The organism is Pseudomonas sp. stari2, assembly GCF_040760005.1.
Taxonomy (GTDB): domain Bacteria; phylum Pseudomonadota; class Gammaproteobacteria; order Pseudomonadales; family Pseudomonadaceae; genus Aquipseudomonas.
The window spans coordinates 2,191,778-2,206,909 of sequence record NZ_CP099760.1; the positions used below are offsets into that span (position 1 = coordinate 2,191,778).

Annotated in this window: 13 protein-coding genes; 7 read left to right on the forward strand and 6 right to left on the reverse strand. The window is 60.9% G+C overall.

All coding sequences use genetic code 11. The annotated features are described in order from the left end of the window. Positions 1-17 precede the first annotated feature (17 nt). Positions 18-1,562: an NCS1 family nucleobase:cation symporter-1 gene (locus tag NH234_RS10145; protein ID WP_085732379.1), complete on the reverse strand. Its 1,545-nt coding sequence runs from the start codon at positions 1,560-1,562 to the stop codon at positions 18-20. A 39-nt stretch (positions 1,563-1,601) separates the two neighbouring features. Between NH234_RS10145 and NH234_RS10150 the strand changes: the two genes are divergently transcribed. Beyond that, entirely contained in the window at positions 1,602-1,934 is a 333-nt protein-coding gene (locus NH234_RS10150) for a hypothetical protein (RefSeq protein ID WP_085732380.1), read from the forward strand. Between the two features lie 107 nt (positions 1,935-2,041). Here NH234_RS10150 and NH234_RS10155 read toward each other — a convergent pair whose 3' ends face one another. Then, positions 2,042-2,776, reverse strand: coding sequence for a phosphoadenylyl-sulfate reductase (locus tag NH234_RS10155; RefSeq protein ID WP_085732381.1), 735 nt, complete (start codon positions 2,774-2,776; stop codon positions 2,042-2,044). A gap of 162 nt (positions 2,777-2,938) precedes the next feature. On the opposite strand from NH234_RS10155, the gene thrH reads away from it, so the two are divergent. Continuing rightward, positions 2,939-3,556: a bifunctional phosphoserine phosphatase/homoserine phosphotransferase ThrH gene (thrH, locus tag NH234_RS10160; protein WP_085732382.1), complete on the forward strand. Its 618-nt coding sequence runs from the start codon at positions 2,939-2,941 to the stop codon at positions 3,554-3,556. Positions 3,557-3,597: 41 nt separating this feature from the next. Here the strand turns inward: thrH and pabB are convergent, their stop codons facing one another. From pabB to NH234_RS10180, 4 genes are all read right to left on the reverse strand, one after another. Continuing rightward, positions 3,598-4,941 carry an aminodeoxychorismate synthase component I gene (gene pabB / locus NH234_RS10165; protein WP_085732383.1) on the reverse strand — a complete coding sequence of 448 codons (1,344 nt, stop codon included), beginning with the start codon at positions 4,939-4,941 and terminating at the stop codon, positions 3,598-3,600. 108 nt (positions 4,942-5,049) lie between these two features. Next, positions 5,050-6,036 carry an alpha-L-glutamate ligase-like protein gene (locus NH234_RS10170; protein ID WP_085732384.1) on the reverse strand — a complete coding sequence of 329 codons (987 nt, stop codon included), beginning with the start codon at positions 6,034-6,036 and terminating at the stop codon, positions 5,050-5,052. Beyond that, complete coding sequence (locus tag NH234_RS10175) at positions 6,036-7,571, reverse strand: inactive transglutaminase family protein (protein ID WP_367256411.1); 1,536 nt, start codon at positions 7,569-7,571, stop codon at positions 6,036-6,038. The genes NH234_RS10170 and NH234_RS10175 overlap by 1 nt, the downstream gene beginning before the upstream one ends. A 5-nt stretch (positions 7,572-7,576) precedes the next feature. Continuing rightward, positions 7,577-8,113, reverse strand: coding sequence for an ATP-dependent zinc protease (locus NH234_RS10180; protein WP_367256412.1), 537 nt, complete (start codon positions 8,111-8,113; stop codon positions 7,577-7,579). 298 nt (positions 8,114-8,411) lie between these two features. Between NH234_RS10180 and NH234_RS10185 the strand changes: the two genes are divergently transcribed. The 5 genes from NH234_RS10185 to prpF all read left to right on the forward strand — a co-directional run bounded on the left by NH234_RS10185 (position 8,412) and on the right by prpF (position 15,094). Then, a complete protein-coding gene (locus NH234_RS10185; RefSeq protein WP_169432611.1) occupies positions 8,412-9,134 on the forward strand; it encodes a GntR family transcriptional regulator in 723 nt (240 codons plus the stop codon). Next, positions 9,131-10,021, forward strand: a complete 891-nt coding sequence (gene prpB / locus NH234_RS10190; RefSeq protein ID WP_085711892.1) for a methylisocitrate lyase — start codon at positions 9,131-9,133, stop codon at positions 10,019-10,021. Before NH234_RS10185 ends, prpB begins: the two co-directional genes overlap by 4 nt. A gap of 43 nt (positions 10,022-10,064) precedes the next feature. After that, positions 10,065-11,192, forward strand: coding sequence for a 2-methylcitrate synthase (gene prpC, locus NH234_RS10195; protein WP_367256413.1), 1,128 nt, complete (start codon positions 10,065-10,067; stop codon positions 11,190-11,192). A 62-nt stretch (positions 11,193-11,254) separates the two neighbouring features. After that, on the forward strand, positions 11,255-13,849 hold the full coding sequence (gene acnD, locus NH234_RS10200; protein WP_367256414.1) for a Fe/S-dependent 2-methylisocitrate dehydratase AcnD: 2,595 nt from the start codon (positions 11,255-11,257) through the stop codon (positions 13,847-13,849). Between the two features lie 54 nt (positions 13,850-13,903). After that, complete coding sequence (gene prpF, locus NH234_RS10205) at positions 13,904-15,094, forward strand: 2-methylaconitate cis-trans isomerase PrpF (protein ID WP_367256415.1); 1,191 nt, start codon at positions 13,904-13,906, stop codon at positions 15,092-15,094. The last annotated feature ends 38 nt before the right edge of the window (positions 15,095-15,132 follow it).

The following is a 15,132-nucleotide window of genomic DNA, read 5'->3' on the forward strand; positions in this document are numbered from 1 at the left end:
AAGGGCCGCCAAAAGATTCAGTGGCTGACGTTGTCGACGGCGATGGCTTCACCGTCGACGTCGGCGTAGTGCGGCTGGCGTTTGGCGACGATCAGGTAAAGCATCCCGGCAATGCCGGCACCGATCAGCCAGGAGAAGGGCGAAACGCTGTGAAAGCCCGGCACCAGTGCCAGGACGATGGCGATCAGCGCGGCCGGAATGAACGCCGCCACCGCCCTCAGATTGACCCCGCGGCTGTAGAAATACGCGCCGTTCGGGTCTTCGCTGTACAACTGCGGCACGTGGATCCGGCCTTTGCGGATCAGCCAGTAGTCGACCATGATCACACCGTACAGCGGGCCGAGCAGGGCGCCGAGGCCGGACAGGAAGTACACGATCACCAGCGGGCTGTTGTAGAGATTCCACGGCAGGATCAGCACGGCGATGGTGGCGCTGATCAGCCCGGCGCGGCGAAAGGTCAGGTATTTCGGCGCCAGGTTGCTGAGCACGAAGGCTGGCGCAACGAAGTTGGCCATGATGTTTACCGCCACGGTGACGATCAGGAAGGCCAGGCAACCGAGCACCAGAAAGAACGTATTGGGGATCGACGCGATGATCTCGGTCGGGCTCTCGATGATCCGGCCGTTGATCTGAAATTGCGCGCCGCACAGCAGGACGGTGATCCCGGCGAACACCAGAATATTCACCGGCAGGCCCCAGAAGTTTCCGATCTTGATGGTTTTGCGGCACGGCGAGGAGCGAGCGAAGTCGCAGAAGTTGAGGATCAGCGTGCCGTAGATCGCCAGCCACAAGGCGCCGCCGGCAAAGATATTGCGCCACATCTCGCCGCCGGTCAGCGGTTCGCGGATCGACCAGGCAATGGTCGCGTTGGCCTGGGTGTACATCCAGGCGGCGAGGCAGGCAACGGTCAGCAGAATCACCGGACCGGCGAAGGCTTCGTAGCGGCGGACCATTTCCATGCCGTAGGCCAGAATCCCCAGTTGCACGAACCAGATCGCCACGAAACACACCCAGCCCAGGCTCGACAGGCCGAGGATCGAGTTGTGGTCGTAGTCGGCGAAACCGGGGTGAACCGCCGTGAGCAATACGCGAAACACCACCGACGCGAGGTACGTCTGAATTCCGAACCAGGCGATGGCGATAATTGCCCGGATCAACGCAGGAATCTGCGCCCCGTGAATGCCGAAACTGATGCGGCTGATGACCGGAAACGGCACGCCGGTTTTCTGTCCCATGTAGCCGGACAGGTTCATGAAGAAATACACCAGCGCCGCGCCGATCCCCAGCGACAGCAGAATCTGCCAGCCACCCAGGCCCAGGGCGTACAGACCGATGGCAAACGAATAGTTGGCGATGTTGTGCACATCGTTGGTCCACAGGGCGAAGATGCTGTATTTGCCCCAGCGCCGTCCTTCGACCTTGGTCGGTGCGAGGTCGCTGTTGTGCAGACGCGGGCTCAGTTGCAGCGGTTCGGTGATGCCATCACCGGGCACGGTGTGATCGAGGGTTGAGGAGGAGGGCAGATTCAGCGCGATGTTGTTGTTCGAAAGACTCGTACGCATTCCGGCAGGCTCCTGATGTTCGGGCCGCGATGACTGTGCATGAGCGCTCAGGCTCGGCAGATCTTCGTCGCGACGCTGAAACATCACTGGTTACGGGGCATCTGCAGCCTGTACGGGATAGGGCGCTTCAGGCTTGCGGATCGAAAGTGTGGGTTCATGTTTTGCGATTTTGTATACAAAACATGTATGCACTTAAGCCAGATCTATGCCAGCCAGCGATCTATGAAAACCACCACTGATTTCGAAAAGTTATTGAATGGCGCTAAGTCGCTGAAATACGGGCGATATAAATTGACCGTTCGAACAGATATTTATTTTTCGGAAGGGATTTTGGCGGACGCCGGAAGGGATCGCTTTGGCAGCGGGATGTAACTTTTCAGGGCGCGGAAATGAAAAGTGCACACATAAATGGCACCGATGGTGACATTCGTGTGTACACATTTTTCATATCTGGCAGAGACAACTGTGGGACTAGCGGTTTACGCCTTGCTGATGATATTCCCGGCGTGCAACCCGCATTCTTTCTGGGTCGCTTCTTCCCACCACCAGCGGCCTTCGCGCTCGTGCTGGTTCGGCAGGACAGGGCGGGTGCACGGTTCGCAGCCGATGCTGATGAAACCGCGTTCATGCAGGCTGTTGTACGGCAGCTCCAGCATGCGGATGTAGCCCCAGATTTCCTCGCTGGTCATCTGCGCTAGCGGGTTGAACTTGTACAGCGTGCGCTCGGGGGTGGAGAACGCGATGTCGATTTCCATCACCGCCACCGCGCTGCGGGTACCAGGACTCTGGTCGCGGCGCTGGCCGGTGGCCCAGGCTTTGACACCGGACAGTTTGCGGCGTAGCGGCTCGATCTTGCGGATGCCGCAGCATTCGCCATGGCCGTCCTTGTAGAAACTGAACAGGCCTTTTTCCTTCACGAACGGTTCAAGTTTCGTGTAGTCCGGCGAGACCAGTTCGATATCGATCTTGTAGTGCTCACGCACCTGATCAATGAAACGGTAGGTTTCCGGGTGCAGACGGCCGGTGTCAAGGCTGAACACCTTGACGTTCTTGTTCAGCTTCCAGGCCATGTCCACCAGCACCACATCCTCGGCGCCGCTGAAAGATATCCACAGGTCATCGCCGAACTCGGCGAATGCGAGCTTGAGGATGTCCTGGGCGGATTTGTTGGCATAGGTCGTGGCGAGTTCCACGACGTCGAACGTTGGGCTCATCAGGGCGGCTTCCTACAGGTCGGTGGCGCTGGGCGCTCTATATGGCGGCGATGTTAACAAAAAGCAACGCCCGCCGGGGCAGCCTCTGCGTTGCACGGTCTAGGTCGAGCCGCTAGAGTTCGGGCTCGCTCGACTCAATAAACATTACAAACGGAGTGTCCTGTGGAAATTGCCTGTCTTGACCTTGAAGGAGTGCTGGTCCCGGAAATCTGGATCGCCTTCGCCGAAAAAACCGGAATCGAATCGCTCAAGGCCACCACCCGGGACATTCCCGACTACGACGTGCTGATGAAGCAGCGCCTGCGTATCCTCGACGAGCATGGCCTCAAGCTTTCGGACATTCAGGAAGTGATTGCCACCCTCAAGCCGCTGGACGGCGCGGTGGAGTTCGTCAACTGGCTGCGCGAGCGGTTTCAGGTGGTGATTCTGTCGGATACGTTTTATGAGTTTTCCCAGCCGTTGATGCGTCAACTGGGTTTCCCGACCTTGCTCTGCCACCGCCTGATCACTGACGACAGCGGGCGGGTCACGGGCTATCAGTTGCGTCAGAAAGATCCGAAGCGTCAGTCGGTCCTGTCCTTCAAGAGCCTGTATTACCGTGTGATTGCGGCAGGGGATTCCTACAACGACACCAGCATGCTGGGTGAAGCAGATGCGGGGATTCTGTTCCATGCACCGGATAACGTGATCCGCGAGTTCCCGCAGTTTCCGGCGGTGCATACTTTTGCCGAGTTGAAGCAGGAGTTTCTCAAGGCTTCGAATCGCGATCTGAGCCTGTAAGTCATGCTGTGGCGAGGGCGCAACGGCCCTCGCCGCAAGCGTCAGAGGTTCTGCAAGGTTTCGAGCAGGACTCTGACCTTGGTAATCGACTCCTGATATTCCGCCTCCCAATCCGAATCAGCGACGATCCCGCCACCACCCCAGCAGCACACCTGCCCATCCTTCACCAGCAGGCTGCGAATGGCGATGGAGCTGTCCATCTCGCCGCGCACGTCCAGGTACAGCAACGAGCCGCAATACAAGCCGCGTCGGGTCGGTTCCAGTTCGTCGATGATCTGCATCGCGCGGATCTTCGGCGCGCCGGTGATCGAGCCGCCGGGGAAGCTGCCGGCGATCAGGTCCAGGGCATCGCGATCCTCCGCCAGTTCACCGGTCACGCTGCTCACCAAGTGATGCACGTTCGGATAGCTTTCCAGGCTGAACAGCTCCGGCACTCGCACGGAGCCGATTCGGCAGGTGCGGCCAAGATCGTTGCGCAGCAGGTCGACGATCATCAGGTTTTCCGCGCGATCCTTGGGGCTGGCCAGCAGTTCGGCGGCGTTGGCAGCGTCTTCGGCCGGGGTCGCGCCACGGGGGCGGGTCCCCTTGATCGGACGGGTTTCCACCTGACGCTGGCTGACTTTGACGAAGCGCTCGGGCGACAGACTCAGCACCGCGTTGCCGTCAGGCAGGCTCTGGAACCCGGAAAACGGTGTCGGGCAGGCCTCGCGCAATTTGCAGTAGGCCAGCCATGGATCGCCCTGGCACGGCGCACGGAAACGCTGGGCGAAGTTGACCTGATAGCAGTCCCCGGCCTGGATGTATTGATGAATGCGTTCGAGTGCTTGGCGGTATTCATCGGCCGAGAGGTCGGCCGCCATCGGGCTGTTCAGCTTGAACGGGGTCAGCTTGTCGACTGCCGGTTGGCTGAACACATCGATCAGGCGTTGTTTTTCGCTAGCGCTGACCGACGGGTGAAACACCAGCTGGCTGGTGGCCTTGTGGTGATCACTGATTAAAGCCCAGTCGTACAGACCAAAACGCGCATCCGGCAGTTGCAGATCATCCAGCGCCTGACTCGGCAGGTTTTCCAGATGTCGGCCGAAGTCGTAACTCAGGTAACCGATCAGGCCGCCGGCGAATGGCAGTTCATATCCATCGGGTAATTGTGTGTCGCCCAACCGCGTCAGATTATCCCGCAGGCGTTGCAGGAAATCGTCGCCGCGCTCGTCCGGCATCACCGCCAGTTGTTCCAGCGGCCAGGCACTGAGCAGGTCATAACGGCCACGATCGGCACTGGGCCGGCCGCTGTCGAGCAGCACGGCGCCGGGCGCATGGCGGACGGCCGCGAAATAGTCGGCGGGGTTGGCGCGGTAGGGCAGCGGGTGTACGGAACAGGTCAACATGGGCGGGGCAGATCGGCCATCGAGGCGGGGTGGGGATTGTAGTCCCCTCGGGGAATTGCTCCTAGAGGGGATGTCGGGGATTGGCAGATCAGAGGCCGGTAACGCGACTCAGCCCTCGATCGCCGGAATATGCCCAAACAATTCCTGAGCAAATGCTACGCGCTCTTCAACCGTTTCAGTCACGCCGCGGGTCTTGAGATCCTCCAGATGCGCTTCCACCGCATGGGTACGTGCCGTCAGCCCGCAGTCATTGGCAATCTGTATATTCAGTCCCGGCCGCGCATTCAGTTCCAGAATCAGCGGGCCTTTCTCCTGGTCCAGCACCATGTCCACGCCGATGTAACCAAGCCCGCACAACTCATAACAACCAGCCGCAAGCTTCATGAAACCGTCCCAGTAGGGCAGTTGCACGCCGTCCACCGCGTTGGTGGTGTCCGGGTGTTTGGCGATGATGTTGTTAAGCCAGGTACCGCGCAACGTCAGGCCGGTGGCCAGATCGACACCGACGCCGATGGCGCCCTGGTGCAGGTTGGCCTTGCCGCCGGACTGACGGGTCGGCAGGCGCAGCATCGCCATCACCGGGTAGCCCATCAGCACGATGATGCGGATGTCCGGCACGCCTTCGTAGCTGATGCTCTTGAAGATCTGGTCCGGGGTCACCCGGTATTCGATCAGCGCCCGGTCGCGGTGGCCGCCCAGGGAATACAGGCCGGTGAGGATGCTGGAGATATGGTGCTCCAGCTCTTCGTGGGTGAGGATCTTGCCCGACACCGTGCGATAGCGACCTTCGAAACGGTCGGCGATGACGATGATGCCGTCACCGCCGGCACCCTGGGCCGGCTTGATCACGAAGTCGTTACGCCCGCCGATGATCTCGTCGAGCTTGTCGATTTCCTTCTCCGTGGAAATCACGCCATACAGTTCCGGCACATGAATGCCGGCCTTGATCGCGCGCTCCTTGGTGATGATCTTGTCATCGACGATCGGGTACAGACTGCGCTTGTTGTACTTGAGCACGTAGTCCGCGTTACGCCGATTGATGCCCATGATGCCCCGGGCTTCCAGGGCCTTCCAGGTCTTCCAGAAACCGAACATCAGGCGTCAGCCTTCTTCAGGAAGGCCTTGAAGCGCACCAGTTCGGTCAGGCGATAACCGCGATAGCGACCCATGGCCAGCATGAAGCCCACCAGGATCAGCAGGATCGCCGGGAAGGTGAACACGAAGTACACCAGCTCCGGAACGGTCATGATCAGGTGCGCCAGGGACGCCGCGAACAGCGTGCCGATCGCCACTTTCAGCGCATGGCTGGCGCCGCGCTCTTCCCAGGTGATCGACAGGCGTTCGATGGTCATGGTCAGAATCACCATCGGGAACAGTGCTACCGACAGGCCGCGTTCCAGGCCGAGCTTGTGGCTGAACAGGCTGATCGCCGCGATCAGCACCACCACGAACGTCAGCACCACCGACAGGCGCGGCAGCATTTGCAGCTTCAGGTGTTCCAGATAGGAGCGCAGCGACAGCCCCAATGCCGTGATCACGGTAAACAGCAGAATACCGAAGCCCAGCTGCGTCTCGCGGAAGGCGAGGGCAATCAGTACCGGAGTGAATGTACCGAGGGTCTGCAAGCCGACCAGGTTGCGCAGGATCAGGATCACCAGCACGCCGATCGGGATCATCACCATGATCATGAAGGTTTGCTGGGTCTGCAGCGGCAGGCCGTACAGCGAATATTCGAGGAAGTTGGCGTCGGTGTTTTCATCGGTCAGCTTGGCCAGACGAATCGCGTTCATTTCGCTGTTGTTCAGGCTGAAGGTCACATTGGCTTTTTTCGCGCCATCGATGGTGATCAGGTTTTCATCGCCGGTCCACCACAGCAGACGGTCAGTCGGCAGGCCTTGTTCACCGGTTTCCGGATTGAAGTACAGCCAGTCGTTGCCGTTGAAACTGCGCAGCCACAGTTCAGGTGTTTGCGGCTGATCGGCAACGAGGCGGATGGTGTGGACCTTTTCCACCGGCACATGGGCGATGGACAGCAGCAGTTCGACGATTTTTGCCTTGTGTTGTGTCGACGGATCGCCGGCCAGCAGCAGTTTCACGTTGTCGTCGTTGACGTTGTTGACGCGTTTGATCGCCTCGCCAATAAAGGTTTCGACGTCGGCCGAGTGCTGGCGGATCGGCGCGAGCAGCGCTTCGGCGGCGATTTTTTCCGGGCCTTCGATGGCCATGCTGTCGCGGAAGGTCGGGCCTTTGATCTTGGTTTTTTCAGCGGTGTAGCGCTTGGTCAGCACCAGACGGTAATAAAGAGTCTGATTGCCCTTGGCCCGGCGCGCCGACCACGTGACCTTGCGGTTGCCGTCGACACGGTTGACCGCCACGCCATAGTTGTTGGAGATGAAGCTTTCATTGAGGCTGACGTAATCGCGGCTCAGGGGCGGCACGAACATCTGGATCTTCACCGGATCCTTGGTGCTGGCGACGAACTCGACCTTGGCGTCGATGTTCCACAAGTCGTCGGTGGCGTCTTCGGTCACCGGGATGCCGAGCACGAAAATCTGATAGGCCGTAACCGAAACGCCCAGGAGCACCAGGATGGTGATCAGGATTTTCAGGTGGAAGGTTAGAGAACGCATGGAAATTACTCGGCGGTATGAGCGGCGATGGCGCAGGCGGGTTTGCCGGCAGCGTATTTAAGACTGGGATCGACCAGCGCATCGAAGCGTTTCAGCGCTTCGGAGCCGATCAAAAGCGGATATTGGAACGCACTGCGGTCGGTCAGGTTCACTTCGATGCTGCGCATTGCCGAACCCATGCAGATATCCAGCTCGATCACCGGGCGCGCGGTGTACTTCTTGCCTTCTTCCGGGTCGTAGTCGCCGGCGCGGCGCTTGATCTTGCTGACCCGGGCCAGCGGCCGTTCGATCGGGTGCGAATGCGCAGCGTCGATGGCCAGGTAGAAGCGCACCCAGGATTCACCGTTGCGCTTGAAGCGTTTGATGTCGCGGGCGCTCAGGGAGGCGGTCTTCGCCCCGGTATCGAGTTTCGCCGCCACTTCCAGGTTGATCCCGTCGAGGGCGGCGTACTCGTTGAGGCCGTACACAGTCTTTTCCCCCGCCACAGCCAGGCCGGGCAGGCACAACAGATAAAAGAAGGTGGGGAAGGGCTTGAGTCTCATAAATCCTGGCGAGCAGCGTTCCGTTCTCGGTTCAGGGCCACGGCATCAGGAGATCCTGTCTGCGCGCGCCTTCGTGTGCCTATCAGCTTTTTATGACAAGCCGTGCAAGTGACTGGCAAATGCGGGCGGCATTCTAGCACGGTGGTTTTATGGCGCCAGCGCCCGAGCGGGTCTATAACCCTTGGGGCTGATATCGGGCGTTATTAGACGATTGTCGACAATATCCATTTATCCTTTGACTGGTGCGGGCTGATTCGCTAGTTTTTGCCGCATTGGATTTAAAGGTGTCGACAATATGCTGGATCAACTCGATCCCCCGGTCATCAGCGGCGACGATTCGGAAACCCTGTCCGAAAACGTCTTCCGACGTATCCAGGCGGCCATCGTCAAAGGCGAGATCGCCCCGGGCAGCAAGATCTCCGAGCCTGAACTGGCGCGCACCTATGGCATCAGTCGTGGGCCGCTGCGTGAGGCGATCCACCGGCTCGAAGGCCAGCGCCTGCTGGTGCGCGTGCCGCACGTCGGCGCGCGGGTGGTCTCGCTGAGCCACGCCGAACTGCTCGAACTCTACGAAATTCGCGAGTCCCTTGAAGGCATGGCCTGCCGTCTGGCGGCTGAACGCATGAGCGTCGAAGAAATCGACGAACTGCGCCGGGTGCTGGAAACCCACGAGCGCGATGCCGCGTTCCAGGCCGGCGTCGGCTACTACCAGCAGGAAGGCGATTTCGACTTTCACTACCGGATCATCCAGGGCAGCGGTAATCGCACCCTTACGCAAATGCTTTGCGGCGAGCTCTATCAACTGGTGCGCATGTACCGCATCCAGTTTTCCACCACGCCCAACCGCCCGCGCCAGGCTTTTGCCGAACACCACCGGATTCTCGATGCCATCGCCGACCGTGACGGCGAGCTCGCGGAATTGTTGATGCGCCGCCACATCGGCGCCTCGAAACGCAACATCGCCCGTCATTACCAGGACGGCGCCGACAATAAGACAGCCACTGAACGAGGTGAGTCATGAGTTCCAACAAGAGCACTCCAGGCCAGCGTTTCCGCGATGCGGTCGCCAGCGAACATCCGCTGCAAGTGGTCGGCGCGATCAACGCCAACCACGCGCTGCTGGCCAAACGCGCCGGTTTCAAGGCGATCTACCTGTCGGGTGGCGGGGTGGCTGCCGGCTCCCTCGGCGTGCCGGACCTGGGCATCACCGGCCTGGATGACGTGCTGACCGACGTGCGCCGCATCACCGACGTCTGCGACCTGCCACTGCTGGTGGACGTCGACACCGGTTTCGGCGCCTCGGCGTTCAACGTGGCCCGCACCGTCAAGTCGATGATCAAGTTCGGCGCCGCTGCGATTCACATCGAAGACCAGGTTGGCGCCAAGCGCTGCGGCCATCGTCCGAACAAAGAGATCGTGACCCAGCAGGAAATGGTCGACCGCATCAAGGCCGCCGTCGATGCCCGTACCGACGACAGCTTCGTGATCATGGCCCGCACCGACGCGTTGGCCGTTGAAGGTCTGGAGTCGGCACTGGATCGCGCCGCCGCGTGCATCGAGGCTGGCGCCGACATGATTTTCCCGGAAGCCATCACTGAACTGGAGATGTACAAGCTGTTCGCCAACCGTGTGAAAGCGCCGATCCTGGCCAATATCACCGAATTCGGCTCGACGCCGCTGTACACCACCGAGCAGCTTGCGGGAGCAGATGTGTCGCTGGTGCTGTATCCGCTGTCGGCGTTCCGCGCGATGAACAAGGCGGCAGAAAACGTCTACACCGCGATCCGCCGCGACGGCACCCAGCAGAATGTCATCGACACCATGCAGACTCGCATGGAGCTCTACGATCGCATCGATTACCACACCTTCGAGCAAAAGCTCGACGCGTTGTTTGCGGCGAAGAAGTAAGCCGCAACCGTACTCCCTAACAAATTCAAGATTGGAGACAACAATGGCCGAAGCAAAAGTACTCAGTGGCGCCGGGCTCCGGGGCCAGGTCGCCGGGCAAACCGCACTGTCCACCGTGGGCCAGGCCGGTGCCGGGCTGACCTATCGCGGCTACGACGTGCGTGAACTGGCGGCAGACGCACAATTTGAAGAAGTGGCGTACCTGCTGCTCTACGGAGAGCTGCCGACCAAGGCCCAGCTCGCCGAGTATCAAGGCAAGCTGAGCAAGCTGCGCGACCTGCCGCAAGCGCTGAAGGAAGTGCTGGAACGCATCCCCGCCGACGCCCACCCGATGGACGTGATGCGTACCGGTTGCTCGTTCCTGGGCAACATCGAGCCGGAGAAAGACTTCTCCGAGCAACGCGACAAGACCGACCGCCTGTTGGCCGCGTTCCCGGCGATCATGTGCTACTGGTATCGCTTCAGCCACGACGGCAAACGCATCAATTGCGTGACGGACGAGCCGTCCATCGGCGGCCACTTCCTGCACCTGCTGCACGACAAGAAGCCGAGCGAACTGCACGTCAAGGTGATGAACGTGTCGCTGATCCTCTACGCCGAACACGAGTTCAACGCCTCGACCTTCACTGCTCGGGTGTGCGCTTCGACGCTGTCCGATCTGTACTCGTGCGTCACGGCAGCCATCGGCTCGCTGCGCGGCCCGCTGCACGGCGGCGCCAACGAAGCGGCGATGGAAATGATCGAGCGCTTCTCGTCGCCGGAAGAGGCGATCAAGGGCACCCTCGGCATGTTGGAGCGCAAGGACAAGATCATGGGCTTCGGCCACGCGATCTATAAGGACAGCGATCCGCGCAACGAGGTGATCAAGGGCTGGTCGAAACAACTCGCCGACGAAGTGGGCGACAAGGTGCTGTTCCCGGTTTCGGAAGCCATCGACAAGACCATGTGGGAGCAGAAGAAACTGTTCCCCAACGCCGACTTCTACCATGCCTCGGCGTACCACTTCATGGGCATCCCGACCAAGCTGTTCACGCCGATCTTCGTCTGCTCGCGCCTGACCGGCTGGGCGGCGCACGTGTTCGAACAGCGCGCCAACAACCGCATCATCCGTCCAAGCGCCGAGTATGTTGGCGTCGAACAGCGCAAGTTCGTGCCAATCGAACAGCGCTGACCGGGGGAGGGCGCCGGTACAGGCGCCCCCTCTTTGAAACTACCGTGACCGAGTCCTGACCGATGAACACAGAATTTCGCAAGAACCTGCCCGGCACGCCGCTGGACTTTTTCGACGTCCGTGCGGCTGTTGATGCGATCCAGCCCGGCAGCTACGACACCCTGCCGTACACCTCTCGCGTGCTGGCGGAAAACCTCGTGCGTCGCTGCGACCCGGCCACGCTCACCGATTCCCTGAAGCAACTGATCGAGCGCAAACGCGACCTCGACTTCCCGTGGTTCCCGGCTCGCGTGGTGTGCCACGACATTCTCGGCCAGACCGCGCTGGTGGATCTGGCCGGCCTGCGTGACGCGATTGCCCAGCAGGGCGGCGACCCGGCGCAAGTCAACCCGGTGGTGCCGACGCAATTGATCGTCGACCACTCGCTGGCGGTAGAGGCGGGCGGTTTTGACAAGCAGGCGTTCGAGAAAAACCGCGCCATCGAAGACCGTCGCAACGAAGACCGTTTCCACTTCATCAACTGGACCAAGAAGGCGTTCAAGAACGTCGACGTGATCCCGCCGGGCAACGGCATCATGCACCAGATCAACCTGGAGAAAATGTCTCCGGTGATCCAGGTGCGTGACGGTGTGGCGTTCCCGGATACCTGCGTCGGCACCGACAGCCACACCCCGCACGTTGATGCGCTGGGCGTGATTGCCATCGGCGTTGGTGGGCTTGAAGCCGAAAGCGTGATGCTCGGCCGCGCGTCGTGGATGCGTCTGCCGGAAAGCGTCGGCGTCGAACTGACCGGCAAGCTGCAACCGGGCATTACCGCCACCGACATGGTGCTGGCGCTGACCGAGTACCTGCGCAAACAGAAAGTGGTCGGCGCGTGGCTGGAATTCTTCGGTGAAGGTGCCTCCGCGCTGACCCTCGGTGACCGCGCGACCATCTCCAACATGGCCCCGGAATACGGAGCCACGGCGGCGATGTTCTACATCGACCAGCAGACCATCGACTACCTGAAACTCACCGGTCGCGAAGACCAGCAAGTGCAGCTCGTCGAGCAATATGCCAAGCAGATAGGCCTGTGGGCCGACAGCCTGAAAGGCGCGCAATACGAGCGCGGGCTGACGTTCGACCTGTCTTCGGTGGTGCGCAACATGGCCGGCCCGAGCAACCCGCACGCCCGTGTGGCGGTGTCGGATCTGGCGGCCAAAGGCATCTCCGGGAAATGGGAAGACGTGCCGGGGCAAATGCCCGACGGCGCGGTGATCATCGCTGCCATCACCAGTTGCACCAACACCAGCAACCCGCGCAACGTAATCGCCGCCGGCCTGCTGGCGCGCAACGCCAACAAGCTCGGCTTGACTCGCAAACCGTGGGTCAAGTCGTCGCTGGCGCCGGGCTCGAAAACCGTGGCGCTGTACCTCGATGAAGCGGGACTGACCACGGAGCTGGAACAGCTCGGTTTTGGCGTCGTCGCTTTCGCCTGCACCACCTGCAACGGTATGTCCGGTGCGCTGGATCCGGTGATTCAACAAGAGATCATCGACCGCGACTTGTACGCCACCGCTGTGCTGTCCGGCAACCGCAACTTCGACGGCCGGATTCACCCGTACGCCAAGCAGGCGTTCCTCGCTTCGCCGCCGCTGGTGGTGGCTTATGCGATTGCCGGCACCATCCGTTTCGACATCGAAAAAGATGTGCTCGGCGTGGTCGACGGCAAGGAAATCCGCCTGAAGGACATCTGGCCGAGCGACGAAGAAATCGACGCGGTGGTGAAATCCTCGGTGAAGCCGGAGCAGTTCCGTCAGGTTTACATTCCGATGTTTGCCGTTCACGAAGACACCGGCCCGAAAGTCGCGCCGCTGTACGACTGGCGTGAAATGAGCACCTATATCCGTCGTCCGCCCTACTGGGAAGGTGCGCTGGCCGGGGCTCGGCCGCTCAAGGGCATGCGTCCGCTGGCGGTGCTGCCTGACAACATCACCACCGATCACCTGTCGCCTTCGAACGCGATCATGCTCGACAGTGCTGCCGGCGAATACCTGGCGAAAATGGGCCTGCCGGAAGAGGACTTCAACTCTTACGCGACCCACCGTGGCGACCACTTGACCGCGCAGCGCGCGACGTTTGCCAACCCGAAACTGTTCAACGAAATGGTCGTGGAAAACGGCAAGGTCAAGCAGGGTTCGCTGGCACGCGTCGAGCCGGAAGGCAAAGTGATGCGCATGTGGGAAGCCATCGAAACCTACATGGAACGCAAGCAGCCGCTGATCATCATTGCCGGCGCCGACTACGGTCAGGGCTCGTCCCGGGACTGGGCGGCCAAAGGCGTGCGTCTGGCGGGTGTGGAAGCGATTGCCGCCGAAGGTTTCGAGCGCATTCACCGCACCAACCTGGTGGGCATGGGCGTGTTGCCGCTGGAGTTCAAACCGGGCACCGACCGCAAGACCCTGGGCATCGACGGCAGCGAAACCTACGACGTGATCGGTGAGCGCACACCGCGCGCCAACCTGACGCTGGTGATCCATCGCAAGAACGGCGAACGCGTCGAAGTGCCGGTGACCTGCCGCCTCGACACCGCCGAAGAAGTGTCGATCTACGAGGCCGGCGGCGTGCTGCAACGCTTTGCCCAGGACTTCCTCGAAGAGTCGGCGGTTGCCGTTTAAATCAATCGATGTGGGCATGGGGCTTCAAGTCCCATGCCTTCGTTAAGGAGCACCATGGCTCACGCACCGCAAATCAAGATCCCCGCCACCTACATGCGCGGCGGTACCAGCAAAGGCGTGTTTTTCAGCCTCACCGACCTGCCTGAAGCGGCGCAAATTCCCGGCCCGACCCGCGATGCGCTGTTGCTCCGGGTAATCGGCAGCCCCGACCCTTACGACAAGCAGATCGACGGCATGGGCGGCGCCACTTCCAGCACCAGCAAAACCGTGATCCTGTCGAAAAGCATCAAGGCCGATCACGACGTCGATTACCTGTTCGGTCAGGTGTCCATCGACAAACCGTTCGTGGACTGGAGCGGCAACTGCGGCAACCTGTCGGCGGCGGTCGGCTCGTTCGCCATCAGCAACGGTCTGGTGGACGCCAGCCGCATTCCGCACAACGGTGTGGCGGTGGTGCGCGTGTGGCAGGCCAACATCGGCAAGACGATCATCGCCCACGTGCCGATCACCAACGGCGAAGTCCAGGAAACCGGTGATTTCGAACTCGACGGCGTGACTTTCCCGGCCGCCGAAGTGCAGGTCGAATTCATGGACCCGGCGGCGGAAGAAGAGGGCGGCGGTGGTTCGATGTTCCCCACCGGCAATCTGATCGATGAACTGGAAGTGCCGGGTGTCGGCACGTTCAAGGCGACCATGATCAACGCGGGTATCCCGACGATCTTCGTCAACGCCGAAGACATCGGTTACACCGGCACCGAATTGCAGAGCGCGATCAACAGCGATCCGAAAGCGCTGCAGATGTTCGAGACCATCCGCGCCTACGGTGCGTTGCGTATGGGGCTGATTTCCAATCTGGATGAAGCGGCCAAGCGTCAACACACGCCGAAAGTAGCCTTTGTCGCCAAACCTGCGGATTACGTGGCGTCCAGTGGAAAAACCATTGGCGCCGGGGATGTAGATTTGCTGGTGCGTGCGTTGTCGATGGGCAAGTTGCACCACGCGATGATGGGGACGGCGGCGGTGGCGATTGGCACCGCAGCGGCCATTTCCGGCACCTTGGTAAACCTCGCGGCCGGCGGTGTGGAACGCAACGCTGTGCGCTTCGGGCATCCGTCCGGGACGTTGCGCGTCGGTGCTGAAGCGAGTCTGGAAAACGGTGAGTGGGTCGTGAAGAGGGCGATCATGAGCCGCAGTGCGCGCGTGCTGATGGAAGGTTACGTCCGCGTGCCTGGAGATTCGTTCTAATGAACAACCGGTGAGAGCGAGCCCGTTCGCTCTCACCT